Source organism: Streptomyces sp. TRD_SC_5 (assembly GCF_056836825.1).
This window is the reverse complement of sequence record NZ_JBWZZS010000001.1, coordinates 5,495,327-5,512,802: the sequence shown is the minus strand read 5'-3', so window position 1 is coordinate 5,512,802 and position 17,476 is coordinate 5,495,327. Positions and strand designations below refer to the sequence as shown.

General features: G+C 66.4%; 6 protein-coding genes, 1 tRNA gene and 2 rRNA genes. 2 read left to right on the top strand and 7 right to left on the bottom strand.

Translation table 11 applies throughout. From position 1 onward, the window contains the following. Nucleotides 1–158: 158 nt before the first annotated feature. The 3 genes from AC1P0E_RS25325 to AC1P0E_RS25315 form a co-directional block, all read right to left on the bottom strand. Nucleotides 159–2,954 (bottom strand): DNA translocase FtsK, encoded by a 2,796-nt coding sequence (locus AC1P0E_RS25325; RefSeq protein WP_482744412.1) that lies wholly within the window; start codon nucleotides 2,952–2,954, stop codon nucleotides 159–161. Nucleotides 2,955–3,098: 144 nt separating this feature from the next. Continuing rightward, nucleotides 3,099–3,785: a response regulator gene (locus tag AC1P0E_RS25320; protein WP_482744411.1), complete on the bottom strand. Its 687-nt coding sequence runs from the start codon at nucleotides 3,783–3,785 to the stop codon at nucleotides 3,099–3,101. A 244-nt stretch (nucleotides 3,786–4,029) separates the two neighbouring features. Continuing rightward, the gene (locus tag AC1P0E_RS25315) at nucleotides 4,030–9,588 is read right to left on the bottom strand and encodes a HAMP domain-containing protein (RefSeq protein ID WP_482744410.1); all 5,559 of its coding nucleotides are present in this window, start codon (nucleotides 9,586–9,588) and stop codon (nucleotides 4,030–4,032) included. Nucleotides 9,589–9,854: 266 nt separating this feature from the next. Here AC1P0E_RS25315 and AC1P0E_RS25310 point away from each other — a divergent pair, with 266 nt between their 5' ends. After that, nucleotides 9,855–12,518, top strand: a complete 2,664-nt coding sequence (locus AC1P0E_RS25310) for a SpoIIE family protein phosphatase (protein WP_482744409.1) — start codon at nucleotides 9,855–9,857, stop codon at nucleotides 12,516–12,518. A 49-nt stretch (nucleotides 12,519–12,567) separates the two neighbouring features. Here the strand turns inward: AC1P0E_RS25310 and AC1P0E_RS25305 are convergent. After that, nucleotides 12,568–12,640, bottom strand: a tRNA-Thr gene (locus AC1P0E_RS25305). Nucleotides 12,641–12,743: 103 nt separating this feature from the next. Here AC1P0E_RS25305 and AC1P0E_RS25300 point away from each other — a divergent pair. Beyond that, nucleotides 12,744–13,019 (top strand): hypothetical protein, encoded by a 276-nt coding sequence (locus tag AC1P0E_RS25300; RefSeq protein WP_482744408.1) that lies wholly within the window; start codon nucleotides 12,744–12,746, stop codon nucleotides 13,017–13,019. 251 nt (nucleotides 13,020–13,270) lie between these two features. Here the strand turns inward: AC1P0E_RS25300 and AC1P0E_RS25295 are convergent, their stop codons facing one another. From AC1P0E_RS25295 to AC1P0E_RS25285, 3 genes are all read right to left on the bottom strand, one after another. Continuing rightward, on the bottom strand, nucleotides 13,271–13,951 hold the full coding sequence (locus AC1P0E_RS25295; protein ID WP_482744407.1) for a DegT/DnrJ/EryC1/StrS family aminotransferase: 681 nt from the start codon (nucleotides 13,949–13,951) through the stop codon (nucleotides 13,271–13,273). 98 nt (nucleotides 13,952–14,049) lie between these two features. Next, nucleotides 14,050–14,166 (bottom strand): 5S ribosomal RNA (gene rrf, locus AC1P0E_RS25290). Nucleotides 14,167–14,240: 74 nt separating this feature from the next. Then, nucleotides 14,241–17,365: ribosomal RNA gene (locus tag AC1P0E_RS25285) — 23S ribosomal RNA — on the bottom strand. Nucleotides 17,366–17,476: the final 111 nt, after the last annotated feature.

Below are 17,476 nucleotides of genomic sequence, written 5' to 3'. Positions count from 1 at the left end.
CTGGGTGTTCAGTCTAGGGGTGGTACGAAAGCGTGAGGCAACTGGGAGGGTGGACTTTGTACGCCATCAGAACCGCCTGGCAGCCCGATGGTGACACCATCTGCCTCCCCTCCCTCAACTGGACGTACGAACAAGGGAAACGGTTGCCCACTGCTCTCTTACGGGTGAGAATCTCCCCGGATCATAGCGAGCATTTCATCCAATTCGTCCGGTTTCACCAGCACATCGCGCGCCTTCGATCCCTCACTCGGCCCCACGATGTTCCGCGATTCCATCAGATCCATGAGCCTGCCCGCCTTTGCGAAGCCGACACGCAGTTTTCGCTGGAGCATCGAGGTCGAGCCGAACTGGGTGGACACCACGAGCTCGGCCGCCTGGCACAGCAGGTCCAGGTCGTCACCGATATCCTCGTCGATTTCCTTCTTCTTCGCCGTCCCGACCACGACATCGTCCCGGAAGACCGGCGCCATCTGGTCCTTGCAGTGCTGGACGATCGCCGAGACCTCGTCCTCCGTGACGAACGCGCCCTGCATACGGGTCGGCTTGTTCGCCCCCATCGGCAGGAAGAGACCGTCACCCTTGCCGATCAGCTTCTCGGCGCCCGGCTGGTCGAGGATGACCCGGCTGTCCGCGAGCGAAGAGGTCGCGAAGGCGAGCCGTGAGGGCACGTTCGCCTTGATCAGACCGGTGACGACGTCCACGGAAGGACGCTGGGTCGCCAGCACGAGATGAATACCTGCCGCGCGGGCCAATTGGGTGATGCGGACGATGGAGTCCTCGACGTCGCGCGGCGCGACCATCATCAGGTCCGCGAGCTCGTCGACGATGACCAGCAGGTACGGATACGGCGACAGCTCCCGCTCACTGCCCTCCGGCGGCTTCACCTTGCCGGTCCGCACCGCCTGGTTGAAGTCGTCGATGTGCCGGTAGCCGTACGCCGCCAGGTCGTCGTACCGAAGGTCCATTTCCCGTACGACCCACTGGAGCGCCTCGGCGGCCCGCTTGGGGTTCGTGATGATCGGCGTGATCAGGTGCGGGATGCCCTCGTACGCCGTGAGCTCGACCCGCTTGGGGTCGACCAGCACCATCCGTACGTCCTCGGGGGTCGCCCGCACCATGACCGAGGTGATCAGACAGTTGATGCAGGACGACTTTCCCGAGCCGGTGGCGCCCGCGACCAGCACGTGCGGCATCTTCGCAAGGTTCGCCATCTCGTAGCCGCCCTCGACGTTCTTGCCGAGCGCGACGAGCATCGGATGGTCGTCCTCGGCGGCGTCCGCGAGCCGCAGCACATCGCCCAGCTTGACCATCTCGCGGTCACTGTTGGGGATCTCGATGCCGACGGCGGACTTGCCGGGGATCGGGCTGATGATGCGTACGTCGGGACTGGCGACGGCGTACGCGATGTTCTTGGCGAGCGCGGTGATCCGCTCGACCTTGACGGCCGGGCCGAGCTCCACCTCGTACCGCGTGACCGTCGGCCCCCGCGTGAAGCCGGTGACGGCCGCGTCGACCTTGAACTCCGTGAAGACGTTCGTCAGTGAGGCCACGACCGCGTCGTTGGCGGCGCTGCGCGTCTTGCCGGGACCGCCGCGCTCCAGCAGGTCCAGCGAGGGCAGGGAGTAGGTGATGTCGCCGGAGAGCTGGAGCTGTTCGGCGCGGGGCGGCAGCGGCTGGGGCACCTCGGGCTGCGCCTTGGTCAGATCCGCCGCCTTCGGCCCGGACGCGGCACCCGACCCGGCCGCGGGAGCGGGTGTCGGTTCCGGCTTCCCGGCGCCCTCCCGCGCCGGCGGTACGGCGGCCGGACGCTCGGTGGAGACCCCCTGCGTCAGGTCGGCCACGAGGGCCGAGGGCGGCAGTCCGTTCAGTACGGCGCCGTCCAGCGCGGCAGCGGCGGCCGCGGCGAAGTCCACGGGGTCCATCGCGCGCCCGGACGCGGGCCCCGGCTGCGCGGCGGCCCTGCGGGGCCGGCGGCGCCGGGTGAGCGCCTCCTCCTCCGCGAGGTCCGCGTCGTCGTACTCCGCGGGAGCCGGGGCCCGGCGCGCGGACGAGCGGCGCGCGCCGGCCGGAAGCGCCTCGCGCCACTGCTCTTCGTACCGCTCGTCGTCCTGGAAGTCGTACTCCTGCGGCGGCGCCGCCAGGATCCCCAGCATGACCCCGAGCTGCCGCAGCCGCTCCGGGACGGCGTTGACCGGCGTGGCCGTGACCACCAGCAGCCCGAAGACGGTGACCAACAGCAGCAGCGGTACGGCGAGAACGCTGCCCATGGTGAAGACCAGCGGCGTGGAGGCCGCCCAGCCGATCAGGCCGCCGGCTTCCTGCAGCCCCTCGATGCCGTCACCGCGCGCGGGCGCCCCACAGGCGATGTGCACCTGTCCGAGGACGCCGACGGCGAGGGCGGAGAGCCCGATGACGATACGGCCGTTGGCCTCGGGCTTCTCCGGATGCAGGATCAGCCGTACGGCGATGACGCCCAGCAGTATCGGCACCAGCAGATCCAGCCGCCCGAAGGCACCGGTCACCAGCATCTCGACGAGGTCGCCGACCGGCCCGCGCAGCTGCGCCCACGTACCGGCGGCGACGATCAGCGCGAGACCGAGCAGGAGCAGCGCGACGCCGTCCTTGCGGTGCGCCGGGTCGAGCCCCTTCGCGCCGCGCCCTATTCCGCGGAACATCGCGCCCACACCGTGCGCGAGGCCCAGCCAGAGGGCGCACACGAGCCGGTAGACGCCGCCGGTGGGCGACGGCGCCGCCTTGGGAGCATGCCTGGCCACCGCCTTCTTGGCGGGCGCCTTCTTCACCGGCACCTTCTTCACGGGCGCGGTCTTCTTCGCTGCGGCGGCGGTCTTCTTGGCGGGCGCCGCTTTCTTCGTGGCGCCGGTGGTACGGCCGGCGCGCGGCTTCGCGGTGCCCGCCGTGCCCTGGGAACCCTTGCCGGACGTACGTGAGGCCATGGTGGTGAGGTTACCGGTGCGGGCCGCTACGGACACGTGTGCCCACCGCTTCACCCGTTCGTGTCGTGGTCCGAGTGACAGAAAACTGACGCCACCTCACGCGCACCACCACGTCCGTGAGTACGTCCGGCCGGCGCGGCCCGGTCAGTGCTGCGAGGGGAACGGGGGCGCGGCGCCGTTCGTGCCCGGTTCGAGCGCGTCCAGCGCCCGGCGCAGCCCGGTCAGCTTGCGCTCCAGGTGAGCCGCCGTGGCGACGGCCGCCGCGTCGGCGGACTCCTCGTCGAGCTGCTTGGACAGCGCCTCGGCCTGCTCCTCAACGGCGGCGAGCCGCGCGGAGAGTTCGGCGAGGAGTCCCGCGGGTTCCTTCGCGTCACCCACACCGCCCGCCTGTCCGCCGCCCTCCAGCTGGAGGCGCAGCAGCGCGGCCTGCTCACGCAGTTGACAGTTCTTCATGTACAGCTCGACGAAGACGGAGACCTTGGCGCGCAGCACCCACGGGTCGAACGGCTTCGAGATGTAGTCCACCGCGCCCGCCGCGTAACCCCGGAAGGTGTGGTGCGGGCCGTGGTTGATGGCGGTGAGAAAAATGATCGGGATGTCCCGGGTCCGCTCTCGCCGCTTGATGTGCGCGGCGGTCTCGAACCCGTCCATTCCCGGCATCTGAACGTCCAGCAGGATGACCGCGAAATCGTCCGTCAGCAGCGCTTTGAGCGCTTCCTCCCCTGACGATGCCCGTACCAGTGTCTGATCGAGCGCAGAGAGGATGGCCTCCAGCGCCAACAGATTCTCCGGCCGGTCATCGACCAGGAGGATCTTGGCCTTCTGCACCATGGCCCGCCCTCCTCGCCCCGGCAGTGCACCGGGCGCCGCCCCAGGGGGCGACTCTCTTGCGTCGCCCGTCCTTGTGCCGGTCATGGTAGCCGCACCCCGCCTGTCGCCACACCCTGTCACCGCGATGTCACTGTGCACGTAGCAAAAACGCAGTGGGAGACCAAAAGGTTCCCCGAATCCCGCAGACTCACACGCCTTCGGCCACAGTCAGTCAGCAACCTGCCCACATTCGCGCAACCTACGATCACTCCCCACGCATCCACTGATCCATCACAGAGAGCAAATGATCCGGATCGACCGGCTTCGTAACGTAGTCGGAAGCGCCGGACTCGATCGCCTTCTCCCGGTCGCCCTTCATCGCCTTCGCCGTCAGCGCGATGATCGGCAGTCCGGCGAACTGCGGCATCCTGCGGATCGCCGTGGTTGTCGCGTACCCGTCCATCTCCGGCATCATGATGTCCATCAGTACGACCGTCACATCGTCGTGCTGCTCCAGGACTTCGATGCCCTCCCGGCCGTTCTCCGCGTACAGCACGGAGAGCCCGTGCTGCTCCAGCACGCTGGTGAGCGCGAAGACGTTGCGGATGTCGTCGTCGACGATCAGCACCTTCTCACTCGAGAACATGATGCCGCGACGCGGCTCGGGCGTCGCCGTCTCCTGACCGCTCGTGGACCACGAGTCCTGGGGAGCCGCCTGTGCCTGCGGTACGTCCGCGGCCTGGCCGGGCCGTCCACCCTGACCGGACTGACCCGGCTGACCGGCCGCCTGGCCCGGCAGCGCGGTCCGCTGTTCGCCGCCGGCCACCGCCCTGCGACGACGCCGGAACAACCCCGCGGGACCGGTCTGCGGGTCCGAGGGCAGCCTGGCCGGCCCGTTGTCCGACGGCGTCGCGACATCCGTCGCCCGGTCGTCGTCCGGGGCGCTCCCGCGCAGCGGCTCCATGCCGCCGGGCGTGAGCTGCGGGTAGCCCTGCGGCGGCAGTTCGCTCGGGTGCAGCGGCAGGTAGAGCGTGAACGTCGACCCGCGGCCCGGCTCGCTCGCCGCGTGGATCTCGCCGCCCAGCAGCCTGGCGATCTCCCGGCTGATGGAAAGCCCCAGACCCGTGCCTCCGTACTTCCTGCTGGTCGTCCCGTCGGCCTGCTTGAACGCCTCGAAGATCACCCGCATCTTGCTGGCCGCGATCCCGATGCCGGTGTCGGTCACCGAGAAGGCGATGAGATCGGCGTCCGCGTCACGCAGCGAACCGGCCTCCAGCAGCTGCTCACGAATCGCGTTCGGTACGTCGGCCTTGGCCGGCCGGATGACGAGCTCGACGGCCCCGCTGTCGGTGAACTTGACCGCGTTCGACAACAGGTTGCGCAGGACCTGCAGCAGCCGCTGCTCGTCCGTGTGCAGCGTCGCCGGCAGCTCCGGGGACACCCGTACGGAGAAGTCGAGTCCCTTCTCCGCGGTGAGCGGCCGGAAGGTCGCCTCCACGTAGTCGACGAGCTGGACCAGCGCGATCCGCGTCGGGCTGACGTCCATCTTGCCCGCCTCGACCTTCGACAGATCGAGGATGTCGTTGATCAGCTGGAGCAGGTCGGAACCCGCCCCGTGGATGGTCTCGGCGAACTCCACCTGCTTCGGCGAGAGGTTGCCCTCCGCGTTGTCGGCGAGCAGCTTCGCGAGGATGAGGAGCGAGTTGAGCGGCGTACGCAGCTCGTGCGACATGTTCGCCAGGAACTCGGACTTGTAGCGCATCGAGACCGCGAGCTGCTCGGCGCGCTCCTCCAGGACCTGCCGGGCCTCCTCGATCTCGGTGTTCTTCACCTCGATGTCGCGGTTCTGCTGGGCCAGCAGCTCCGCCTTCTCCTCCAGTTCGGCGTTGGACTCCTGAAGGGCCTTCTGCCGGTTCTCCAGCTCCGCCGAGCGCTCCCGCAGCTGCTCGGTCAGCTCCTGCGACTGCTCCAGCAGCACCTCGGTCTTCGTATTGACGCTGATGGTGTTGACGCTGGTAGCGATCATCTCGGCGATCTGGTTGAGGAAGTCCTTCTGGATCTGGGTGAAGGGCTGGAAGGACGCCAGCTCGATCACACCGAGGACCTTCCCCTCGAAGAGCACCGGCAGCACGATCACATGCGCTGGCGGTGCCTCGCCGAGACCGGAGGAGATCTTGAGATAACCCGGCGGCACGTTGTCCACCAGGATCGTGCGCTTCTCCTCCGCCGCCGTGCCGATGAGCGTCTCACCGGGCTTGAAGGACGTCGGCATCGAGCCCGCCGAGTAGCCGTAGCTCCCGCGCATGCGCAGTTCGTACGGGCTGTCCTCGCCCGCGCCGACCTCGGCCGTGCCCCGCGTCGTCAGAGCCAGGAAGAAGGCGCCGTGCTGCGCCGAGACCACCGGCGTGAGCTCGCTCATGATCAGGGAAGCCACGTCGTCGAGATCGCGGCGGCCCTGCATCAGACCCGAGATGCGGGCCAGGTTGCCCTTGAGCCAGTCCTGTTCCTTGTTGGCGAGGGTGGTGTCGCGCAGGTTCGCGATCATCGTGTTGATGTTGTCCTGGAGGACCTGGATCTCGCCGCGCGCATCGACCTCGATCTTGAGGTTGAGATCGCCGCGGGTCACCGCGGTGGCCACGGCCGCGATGGCCCGCACCTGCCGGGTGAGGTTCCCGGCCATCTCGTTCACGGACTCGGTCAGGTCGCGCCAGGTGCCGTCCACATCGCGTACGCGCGCCTGGCCGCCCAGCTGACCGTCCGTACCCACCTCGCGGGCGACCCGCGTCACCTGGTCGGCGAACGACGACAGCTGGTCGACCATCGTGTTGATGGTGGTCTTGAGCTCCAGGATCTCGCCGCGCGCGTCGATGTCGATCTTCTTGGTCAGGTCGCCCTTGGCGATGGCGGTGGTGACCATCGCGATCTGGCGGACCTGACCGGTCAGGTTCGACGCCATCGAGTTCACGGACTCGGTGAGGTCCTTCCACGTACCGGAGACGCCCGGCACGCGCGCCTGGCCGCCCAGCTCGCCTTCGGTGCCCACCTCCCGGGCCACACGCGTGACCTCGTCGGCGAACGACGACAGCGTCGTCACCATGGTGTTGACGGTGTCGGCGAGCTGCGCGACCTCGCCGCGCGCCTCGACCGTCACCTTCTTCGTCAGATCACCGTTGGCGACCGCCGCCGACACCTGCGAGATGTTGCGCACCTGCGAAGTCAGGTTGTTGGCCATCAGGTTGACGTTGTCGCTGAGGTCCTTCCAGATGCCGGTGACCCCGCGCACCCTGGCCTGGCCGCCGAGGATGCCCTCGGTGCCCACCTCACGCGCGACCCGCGTCACCTCGTCGGCGAACGACGACAGCTGGTCGACCATCGTGTTGACGGTCGTCACCAGCTCCAGGATCTCGCCCTTGGCATCGACGGTGATCTTCTTCGACAGGTCGCCCTTGGCGACCGCCGTCGTGACCTCTGCGATGTTGCGGACCTGGGAGGTCAGGTTGTTCGCCATGAAGTTGACGGACTGGGTGAGGTCCTTCCACGTACCGCTGACGCCCTGCACCTCGGCCTGGCCGCCCAGAATGCCCTCGGTACCCACCTCGCGGGCCACCCGGGTCACCTGCTCGGCGAAGTTCGACAGCTGGTCCACCATCGTGTTGAGGGTGTTCTTCAGCTCCAGGATCTCGCCCCGCGCGTCCACGTCGATCTTCTGCGACAGGTCACCGCGCGCCACCGCCGTCGCGACCTGCGCGATGTTGCGTACCTGAGCGGTGAGGTTCCCGGCCATGCCGTTCACCGAGTCGGTCAGATCGCGCCATACGCCGGCCACACCCGGCACCTGCGCCTGACCGCCCAGCCGGCCGTCCGTACCCACCTCACGGGCGACCCGGGTCACCTGGTCGGCGAACGACGACAGCTGGTCGACCATCGTGTTGATGGTGTTCTTCAGCTCCAGGATCTCGCCGCGCGCGTCCACGTCGATCTTCTGCGACAGGTCACCACGGGCCACCGCCGTCGTCACCTGCGCGATCTGCCGTACCTGAGAAGTCAGGTTCCCCGCCATAAAGTTGACGGAGTCGGTGAGTTCCTTCCAGGTGCCGCTGACGCCGTCCACCCGCGCCTGGCCGCCGAGGCGGCCCTCCGTACCCACGTCACGGGCCATCCGCGTCACCTGGTCGGCGAACGACGACAGCTGGTCGACCATCGTGTTGACGGTGTTCTTCAGCTCCAGCATCTCGCCGGAGACATCGACGGTGACCTTCTGCGACAGATCACCATTGGCCACCGCCGTGGTCACCTGCGCGATGTTGCGCACCTGACCGGTCAGGTTCCGGAAGGCCGTGTTGACGGAGTCCGTCAGGTCCTTCCACGTACCCGCCGCGCCCGGCACCTGCGCCTGACCGCCCAGCAGACCCTCGACGCCGACCTCACGCGCCACTCGCGTCACTTCGGAACCGAAGGACTGGAGCTGGTCCACCATCGTGTTGACGGTGTTCTTCAGCTCCAGCATCTCGCCCGCGACGTCGACGGTGACCTTCTGCGTCATGTCACCGTTGGCGACCGCCGTCGTCACCTGGGCGATGTCCCGCACCTGCGTCGTCAGATTCCGGAAGACCGTGTTGACGGAGTCCGTCAGGTCCTTCCACGTACCCGCCGCGCCCGGCACCTGCGCCTGACCGCCCAGCAGGCCCTCGCCGCCGACCTCGCTCGCCACTCGCGTGACCTCGTCCGCGAACGTACGCAGCGTCTCGGTCATCTGGTTGATCGTCTCGGCGAGCTGGGCGACCTCGCCCCGCGCGCTCACCGTGACCTTGCGCGACAGATCACCATTGGCGACCGCCGTGGTCACCTCCGCGATCCCGCGCACCTGCGCGGTCAGGTTCCCCGCCATCAGGTTGACGGAGTCCGTCAGGTCCTTCCATACGCCGGCGACCCCTGGCACCTGCGCCTGTCCGCCCAGCTCGCCCTCGGTACCGACCTCGCGCGCCACGCGGGTCACCTCGGAGGAGAACGAGGACAGCTGGTCGACCATCGTGTTGACGGTGTTCTTCAGCTGCAGCATCTCGCCGGCCACATGCACCGTGACCTTGCGTGACAGATCGCCCTTGGCGACCGCCGTCGTAACGAGAGCAATGTCACGCACCTGAGCGGTCAGCCGGTACGCCATGGTGTTGACGGAATCCGTCAGATCTTTCCATGAACCGGACATACCGCGCACCTGGGCCTGGCCGCCCAGTTTGCCCTCGGTACCCACTTCGAGGGCGACTCGCGTCACCTCGTCCGTGAACGCAGACAACTGGTCGACCAGGTTGTTGACCGTACGCCCGACCTTGAGGAACTCTCCGCGCAACGGATGCCCGGCGCCGTCGGCGCCCTCACCACCCTGCGTCCGCAGCTCCATCCGCTGGTCAAGATCACCGTCCGCCACCGCGGACAGCACCCGCCCGACCTCGGAAACAGGCCGCGCCAGATCATCCACCAGAGCGTTCGACGCATCGATCGCGGTGGCCCAGGAGCCCTCACAGGCCCCGGTTTCCAGCCTCTCGGCCAGCTTCCCCTCGCGTCCGACCATCCGCCGTACCCGGGCGATCTCGCCCGTCAGATGCAGATTCCGGTCGGCCACCTCGTTGAAGACAGCGGCGATCTCGGCCATCACGCCGTCGCCCGACACCGTCAGGCGTTTACGGAAATTGCCGTCCCGCATCGTCACAAGGGCCTGCAGCAGCCTGTTCAGGGCCGCTGTGTCCACTTCGGTTGTCCCATTGTTCCGGGACCGTCCGCCTTTTGCGCGCGTGCTGGTGCTCCGCGCGGCTGCGCCAGACTCCACCGTGTCCCTCCCGCAGGGGTCGACCGTACTCATCGAGCTTCGCCCGAAGCCTTCCCAGTGTTTCACCATGGCCGAACCAGGCCATAACAGTTCGGCAGCTTCGCACACCCCTCCCCGGACTCCGGGGGCGGAAACACTGGTGACCGGCATCCGCTCGGACATGGAAGGTAAGTAACCTGGCTTCAGGCTGTCCAGCCGCCCCGGTCCGCCCGGCGGGGGCGGTCACGCGAGATCCACAACCGGGCAGCGGAGGGGCGGGGCCGATCATGGCAGAGCCGGGCGTCGAGACGCGTACGAGGAGTTCTGTGATCACCGCGCGGGCGGCTGCCAGCTTCGACCCCGTGGGACGGTCCGTCGCGACCGCCCGCGCCTTTGTCAGGGACACACTCCAGGGCTGGGGCTATTCCGACATCGTGGACGACGCCGTCGTCCTCACCAGCGAGCTCGTCACGAACGCGGTGGTGCACGCCGGCACCACCGCCGACGTGCTCTGTCTGCGTACGGAGGAAGGCGTCCGCGTCGAGGTCGGCGACCGCTACCCCGAGCGCGAGGTCCCGCTCCAGGGCACGGCCCAGTCCTTCGGCAGCCCCGACCGCGAAGGAGGCCGCGGCCTGCTGCTCTGCGCGGCCCTCGCCAACCGCTGGGGCGTCGACTACGCCCCCACCCACAAGCACGTCTGGTTCCAGCTGGACCTCCCCGAACGGCCCGTGGGCATCCGCTCCGCCGGCCCCGTCCTCCCGGTGGCGATGCTCCCGGTCGCCGACGGCCGCATCCGGGTCGCCGTCGTCCAGATCGACGGCTCCGGCGCCGTCAACGCCTGGAACGAGGACGCGGAAGAGCTGTTCGGATACACCGCCGACCAGGTCATCGGCAAGCAGCTCACCGACTTCGCTGCCTGGCCGCACACGCCCGGCATCGCCACCGGCATCGCCGACGCCCTCCAGCTCTCCCGCTGGGAAGGCAGCTACGGCATCCGCGCCGCCGACGGCCGCACCGTGGCCGTCTACGCCTCCCACCTGCGCGTACGGGACACCGCGGGCGAGCCCTCCACCGTCTGCCTCCTCGTACGCGACTTCGAGCGCGCAGTGCTCCAGTCCCCCCAGCGCACCCCCAGCGACACCGCCAAGGGCTCGCTCTCCGAGGGCCGCGGCACAGACCCCTTCGAGGTCTTCATCGGCTCGCCCGCCCCCGACGACCTCGACGGCCTCCTCCAGCGCACGGTCGAACGCTCCCGCGACATGCTGGACGCCGACTCCGCGTTCCTCCTCCTCGCCACCGACGACGAGACAGAGCTGGAGGTACGGGCCACCACCGGCCTGCCCTCCGCCCGCCAGCGCTTCGCCCGCGTCCCTGTGGAGGCCGGCACGGGCCGCTACGGCTCCGCCCGCATGCCCGCCGTACACGACGACCTCACAGCCGTCCCAGGGGCCGTACCGCTCCTCAACGGCACCGGCATGCGCTCCGTCGTCACCGTCCCCCTCAAGGTCGAGGGCCGCCTCACCGGCTCGCTCGGCGTCGCCGCCGAAGCCCCCGGCCGCTACTCGAACGAAGAGGCCCTGCGCCTCCAGTTCGCGGCGGACCGGATCGCCCTGGCCGTCGAGTCCGCCCGCCTCGGCGAGCTGGAACGCCTCCGCAGAGGCTCCCTCTCCTTCCTCGTCGAAGCCTCCGACCTCCTCGCCGGGACGCTCGACCGCGACCAGACCCTGGCCCTCATGGCCCAGATGACGGTCCCCACCCTCGCCACCTGGTGCGCCGTCTACACGATCGCCGACCAGTCCTCCGAGCCGTACCTCTCGTTCGTACTCCACGAGGACGAGGAGCGCATCGACGGCCTCAAGGCCCTGCTCTCCAAGATCGACCCGCCGGAGCCCGTCCCGAGCCCCGGCGCCCGCATCTGGAACGCCCCGGGCGAAGCCGCCCACCAGGCAGCCCTCCGTACGTCGATGCGCAGCCTCGGCCTCGGCTCCGCCCCCCACCTCGGCTCGGGCATCGGCACCACACTCGCCACAGCGGCAGCAGTCGGCGGCGAGACCGTCGTGCTCCCCCTGGTCGCCCGCAACCGCGTCATCGGCATGCTCACCCTCGGCAAGCCCACCGACGACCACTTCCGCCAGGAGATCCTCGAGCTCGCCGAGGACCTCTCCCGCCGCGCCGCGCTCGCCCTGGACAACTCGCGCCTGTACTCCGAGCGCATGGCCATCAGCCAGTCCCTCCAGCGCAGCCTGCTCCCCCCGGAGCTCCCCCACGTCCCGAACGTCGAGGTGGAGGTCATCTACCGAGCCGCGGGCGAGGGCAACGAGGTCGGCGGCGACTTCTACGACCTCTTCCCGATCCGTGACGGCGCGTACGGCTTCGCCATCGGCGACGTCTGCGGTACGGGCCCCGAGGCGGCCGCCGTCACCGGCCTCGCCCGCCACGCCCTGCGCCTCCTCGCCCGCGAAGGCTTCGGCGGTCCCGCCGTCCTGGAGCGCCTGAACGCGGCGATCCTCGACGAGGGCGCCCGCAGCCGCTTCCTGACGCTCCTGTACGGCGAGCTGTGGCCCCAGGAGGACGGCAGCGCCATCCTGAAGGTGGTCTGCGCGGGCCACCCGCTCCCGCTGCGCCTGCGCCCGGACGGCTCGGTCGAACCGGCCGCCGAACCCCAGCCGCTGCTCGGCGTCATGGAGGACCTGGAGCTGTACGAGCAGATGGTCACCCTCGACCCGGGCGACGTACTCCTGTGCGTCACCGACGGCGTCACCGAACGCCGCGAGGGCACCCGCATGCTCGGCGACGACGGTCTGGCCGACGTCCTGGCCACCTGTACGGGCCTGACGGCCGGCGCCGTCGCCGCCCGCATCCTGCGCGCCGTCGAACGCTTCGCGGCGGAACCGGCCTCCGACGACATGGCCATCCTCGCCATGCGCGTCCCGATGCCGCACAACCCGTGAGAGGTACGCGAAAGGCCCCTGCCAACCGGCGGGGGCCTTTCGTGTGTTGAGCCCCAATACGGAATCGAACCGTAGACCTTCTCCTTACCATGGAGACGCTCTACCGACTGAGCTATTGGGGCCTTGCTGCGCTGGGCAACGGGATAGATCATACCCCGAATCCAGCCGTGCTCTGAACCCGCCATTCCTCTGGACCCTCCGTGCCCGCGCTGCCACCATGCCCGGATGCGGACCCGCCCGGGCACGCTCACCTACTGGTCGCTCTGGTCGGCCGTGGTGACCGTACTCCTCTCACTCACCGCCTGCGGAGACGCGGACGACGGCAAGAAGCCCGCCGAAAAACCGAAGCCGACCGCCACCGCCGCCGCACGCGAGGCTCCGCGCCCGGGAGACCAGAAGGTGACGATGACCTGGGACGGCAAGAAGCGCGTCTACAGGGTGCACACACCGCCCGGCTACTGCACTGGAACTCCACCACATCCTCGTCTACGAAACAGCTGACGCGGCCATCAAGCAAGTCACGGCACAAACGCCTCTCTTGCAAGACGGCACCACCGACAAAACTCTCGGAACAGATCACTCGAACGTTCGCGAAGTGCCGGGACAAGTCCGAGGTGGTCACGTACCGGATCCCGCACATGGGCCGTAGCCGGCCGGGCGCCGGGCCGGGGCGACATGGCCGCCCCGGAGGCCGGCGTCAACGCGACCGACCTGATGCTGAAATTCTTCGCGTCACACCCCAAACAAAGGTCCTAGAAGGCAGGTTGCAGGAGCCCGCCGAGCGCATTACAGGCAGCCACGACGCGCTGAAGATCACGCCGAGCCAGCGATCCGCCCACGGGCAGCGCGAGCGTCTCATCAGCAGCGCGCTCGGTCTCCGGCAGGCAAATCTCCCGCCGAAAGGCGGCCAGCCGATGCACAGGCGTCTTCACCGGCACCTCACACTCCACACCCCGGCGCCGGACCGCACGGGCGAAGGCATCACGATCGGGCCGCCCATTGCCAGGAACCCGGACGACGTACTGCTGGTACGTATGGCCCACGCACGCCTCCGGCGTCCGCACCCCGGTGAGCCGCCTGGCCAGATAGGCAGCGTGCACCTGCCGTTGAGCGAGCGCACTCTGGTCAGTAGCGACCCCCTCGCGGTGCTCCACCACCAGGAGTCCCCGCCGGCGCCCGAGCTCCTGCACCGGCCGCACCCCGGCCAGATGCCCGAAGCGCGGTACGACGACGACGGCCGTCGTACGCGGTGTTACAGCGGCCTCAACAGCGACCGCATCGAGGCAGTACGTGGCCCCGTCGATGTCGGCGAACACAGGCACGGCGCCAACGGCCAGCACGGCCTCTGTCACTTCGACGTTCCCGTAGGCCGGCACGACGACCTCGTCGCCGACACCGACACCCGCGGACTTCAGCATTCCGATCGTCCCCATGCCTTGGGATGCTGGTCGTACAACGTGAACACCAAGTAACAGGGCATAAAAAAACGCTGGTCCCCGAACCGAAGTTCAGGGACCAGCGTTGAATAATTGTTCGGCGGCGTCCTACTCTCCCACAGGGTCCCCCCTGCAGTACCATCGGCGCTGAAAGGCTTAGCTTCCGGGTTCGGAATGTAACCGGGCGTTTCCCTAACGCTATGACCACCGAAACACTATGAAGTTAAACAAACCGGTAATGGCACAGTTCGTTACTTCAGAACAAACACAGTGGACGCGAGCAACTGAGGACAAGCCCTCGGCCTATTAGTACCAGTCAGCTCCACCCGTTACCGGGCTTCCACATCTGGCCTATCAACCCAGTCGTCTACTGGGAGCCTTAACCCCTCAAAGGGGGTGGGAACACTCATCTCGAAGCAGGCTTCCCGCTTAGATGCTTTCAGCGGTTATCCTTTCCGAACGTAGCCAACCAGCCATGCCCTTGGCAGGACAACTGGCACACCAGAGGTTCGTCCGTCCCGGTCCTCTCGTACTAGGGACAGCCCTTCTCAATATTCCTACGCGCGCAGAGGATAGGGACCGAACTGTCTCACGACGTTCTAAACCCAGCTCGCGTACCGCTTTAATGGGCGAACAGCCCAACCCTTGGGACCGACTCCAGCCCCAGGATGCGACGAGCCGACATCGAGGTGCCAAACCATCCCGTCGATATGGACTCTTGGGGAAGATCAGCCTGTTATCCCCGGGGTACCTTTTATCCGTTGAGCGACAGCGCTTCCACAAGCCACTGCCGGATCACTAGTCCCGACTTTCGTCCCTGCTCGACCCGTCGGTCTCACAGTCAAGCTCCCTTGTGCACTTACACTCAACACCTGATTGCCAACCAGGCTGAGGGAACCTTTGGGCGCCTCCGTTACTCTTTAGGAGGCAACCGCCCCAGTTAAACTACCCATCAGACACTGTCCCTGATCCGGATCACGGACCGAGGTTAGACATCCAGCACGACCAGAGTGGTATTTCAAGATTGACTCCACACACACTGGCGTGCATGCTTCACAGTCTCCCACCTATCCTACACAAGCCGAACCGAACACCAATATCAAACTGTAGTAAAGGTCCCGGGGTCTTTCCGTCCTTCTGCGCGAAACGAGCATCTTTACTCGTAGTGCAATTTCACCGGGCCTATGGTTGAGACAGTCGAGAAGTCGTTACGCCATTCGTGCAGGTCGGAACTTACCCGACAAGGAATTTCGCTACCTTAGGATGGTTATAGTTACCACCGCCGTTTACTGGCGCTTAAGTTCTCAGCTTCGCACGCCCGAAAGCGCACTAACCGGTCCCCTTAACGTTCCAGCACCGGGCAGGCGTCAGTCCGTATACATCGCCTTACGGCTTCGCACGGACCTGTGTTTTTAGTAAACAGTCGCTTCTCGCTGGTCTCTGCGGCCACCCCCAGCTCACCGTGTAAAACGGATCACCAGTGATGGCCCCCCTTCTCCCGAAGTTACGGGGGCATTTTGCCGAGTTCCTTAACCATAGTTCACCCGAACGCCTCGGTATTCTCTACCTGACCACCTGAGTCGGTTTAGGGTACGGGCCGCCATGAAACTCGCTAGAGGCTTTTCTCGACAGCATAGGATCATCCACTTCACCACAATCGGCTCGGCATCAGGTCTCAGCCTCAATGAGGGACGGATTTACCTACCCCTCGGCCTACACCCTTACCCCGGGACTACCACCGCCCGGGCTGGACTACCTTCCTGCGTCACCCCATCGCTTACCTACTACCACCTTGGGCCGGCGGCTCCACCACTTCCCTTTGCCCGAAGGCTCCAGGACGGCTTCACGGCCTTAGCATTAATGGATTCGATACTGGGCGTTTCAAAGCGGGTACCGGAATATCAACCGGTTGTCCATCGACTACGCCTGTCGGCCTCGCCTTAGGTCCCGACTTACCCTGGGCAGATCAGCTTGACCCAGGAACCCTTAGTCAATCGGCGCACACGTTTCTCACGTGTGTATCGCTACTCATGCCTGCATTCTCACTCGTGAACCGTCCACAACTCGCTTCCGCGGCTGCTTCACCCGGCACACGACGCTCCCCTACCCATCCACACGGGCGTTGGCCCTATATGTGTGAATGACACGACTTCGGCGGTACGCTTGAGCCCCGCTACATTGTCGGCGCGGAATCACTTGACCAGTGAGCTATTACGCACTCTTTCAAGGGTGGCTGCTTCTAAGCCAACCTCCTGGTTGTCTCTGCGACTCCACATCCTTTCCCACTTAGCGTACGCTTAGGGGCCTTAGTCGATGCTCTGGGCTGTTTCCCTCTCGACCATGGAGCTTATCCCCCACAGTCTCACTGCCGTGCTCTCACTTACCGGCATTCGGAGTTTGGCTAAGGTCAGTAACCCGGTAGGGCCCATCGCCTATCCAGTGCTCTACCTCCGGCAAGAAACACACGACGCTGCACCTAAATGCATTTCGGGGAGAACCAGCTATCACGGAGTTTGATTGGCCTTTCACCCCTAACCACAGGTCATCCCCCAGGTTTTCAACCCTGGTGGGTTCGGTCCTCCACGACCTCTTACAGCCGCTTCAACCTGCCCATGGCTAGATCACTCCGCTTCGGGTCTAGAGCGTGCAACTCAATCGCCCTATTAGGACTCGCTTTCGCTACGGCTTCCCCACACGGGTTAACCTCGCTACACACCGCTAACTCGCAGGCTCATTCTTCAAAAGGCACGCAGTCACGACGCATTGAGTAAACTCAATGCGCGACGCTCCCACGGCTTGTAGGCACACGGTTTCAGGTACTATTTCACTCCGCTCCCGCGGTACTTTTCACCATTCCCTCACGGTACTATCCGCTATCGGTCACCAGGGAATATTTAGGCTTAACGGGTGGTCCCGCCAGATTCACACGGGATTTCTCGGGCCCCGTGCTACTTGGGTGTCTCTTAAACGAGCCGTATGAATTTCAGCTACGGGGGTCTTACCCTCTACGCCGGACCTTTCGCATGTCCTTCGCCTATCCATACGGTTTCTGACTCGTCTCACAGTCGGCAGACTGTGACAAAGAGATCCCGCAACCCCGTATGCGCAACCCCTGCCGGGTATCACACGCATACGGTTTGGCCTCATCCGGTTTCGCTCGCCACTACTCCCGGAATCACGGTTGTTTTCTCTTCCTGCGGGTACTGAGATGTTTCACTTCCCCGCGTTCCCTCCACATACCCTATGTGTTCAGGTATGGGTGACAGCCCATGACGACTGCCGGGTTTCCCCATTCGGAAACCCCCGGATCAAAGCCTGGTTGACGGCTCCCCGGGGACTATCGTGGCCTCCCACGTCCTTCATCGGTTCCTGGTGCCAAGGCATCCACCGTGCGCCCTTAAAAACTTGCCCACAGATGCTCGCGTCCACTGTGCAGTTCTCAAGCAACGACCAGCCACCCATCACCCCACCCTTACGGGCGAGTGCACTGGGGCCGGCATCGCGAAGATAAGGACCGAAGTC